The following is a 1,715-nucleotide window of genomic DNA, read 5'->3' as shown; positions in this document are numbered from 1 at the left end:
AAAAAAGATTTGCAATTTAAAAAAAGAATACTACTTTTGCATCCGCTTTCAGATACAAAGGCGCTGTTTTTAAAGACAGAGTTTTAGAGTTTGAAAAAAATACGATCATAGACATATTGGACAACAGCATACAAAAAAGAGAGAGTAAGGTATAATACCGAGCTTAACAAAACAAAAAGACTACGATGAAGAGTTTGATCCTGGCTCAGGATGAACGCTAGCGGCAGGCCTAACACATGCAAGTCGAGGGGTAGGGATACTTCGGTTTCCTGAGACCGGCGGATGGGTGAGTAACGCGTATGCAACCTACCTTTCACAGGGGAATAGCCCGGAGAAATCCGGATTAATGCTCCATGGATTATTTGGATGGCATCATTTAAATAATAAAGATTTATCGGTGAAAGATGGGCATGCGTATCATTAGCTAGTTGGTGTGGTAACGGCACACCAAGGCGACGATGATTCGGGGTCCTGAGAGGGAGATCCCCCACACTGGTACTGAGACACGGACCAGACTCCTACGGGAGGCAGCAGTGAGGAATATTGGTCAATGGAGGCAACTCTGAACCAGCCATGCCGCGTGCAGGATGACTGCCCTATGGGTTGTAAACTGCTTTTATACAGGAAGAAATGTATCTACGCGTAGATATTTGACGGTACTGTAGGAATAAGGATCGGCTAACTCCGTGCCAGCAGCCGCGGTAATACGGAGGATCCGAGCGTTATCCGGAATTATTGGGTTTAAAGGGTTCGTAGGCGGCCTTATAAGTCAGGGGTGAAATCTCTCAGCTCAACTGAGAACTTGCCTTTGATACTGTATGGCTTGAATAGTAGTGAAGTAACTAGAATATGTAGTGTAGCGGTGAAATGCATAGATATTACATGGAATACCAATTGCGAAGGCAGGTTACTAATTATTTATTGACGCTGATGAACGAAAGCGTGGGTAGCGAACAGGATTAGATACCCTGGTAGTCCACGCCGTAAACGATGGATACTAGCTGTTTGATTTTCGGATTGAGTGGCTAAGCGAAAGTGATAAGTATCCCACCTGGGGAGTACGTTCGCAAGAATGAAACTCAAAGGAATTGACGGGGGCCCGCACAAGCGGTGGAGCATGTGGTTTAATTCGATGATACGCGAGGAACCTTACCAGGTCTTAAATGTGTTTTGCCTTACCTGGAAACAGGTATTTCTTCGGACAAGATACAAGGTGCTGCATGGTTGTCGTCAGCTCGTGCCGTGAGGTGTCAGGTTAAGTCCTATAACGAGCGCAACCCCTATTGTTAGTTGCCAGCGAGTCATGTCGGGAACTCTAGCAAGACTGCCGGTGCAAACCGCGAGGAAGGTGGGGATGACGTCAAATCATCACGGCCCTTACGACCTGGGCTACACACGTGCTACAATGGCCGGTACAGAGGGCAGCTACCACGTGAGTGGATGCGAATCTTCAAAGCCGGTCACAGTTCGGATCGGAGTCTGCAACTCGACTCCGTGAAGCTGGAATCGCTAGTAATCGGATATCAGCCATGATCCGGTGAATACGTTCCCGGGCCTTGTACACACCGCCCGTCAAGCCATGGAAGCTGGGGGTACCTGAAGTCGGTCGCCGCAAGGAGCTGCCTAGGGTAAAACTGGTGACTGGGGCTAAGTCGTAACAAGGTAGCCGTACCGGAAGGTGCGGCTGGAACACCTCCTTTCTAGAGCGCCAAAAG

1 rRNA gene is annotated in these 1,715 nt (G+C 48.3%); it reads left to right on the top strand.

The features are described from left to right. Window positions 1-182: 182 nt before the first annotated feature. Window positions 183-1,700: ribosomal RNA gene (locus C8P70_RS13570) — 16S ribosomal RNA — on the top strand. Window positions 1,701-1,715: the final 15 nt, after the last annotated feature.

Source organism: Myroides indicus (genome assembly GCF_004364575.1).
GTDB lineage: Bacteria > Bacteroidota > Bacteroidia > Flavobacteriales > Flavobacteriaceae > Flavobacterium > Flavobacterium indicum_A.
This window is presented reverse-complemented; position numbering and strand designations above follow the sequence as displayed.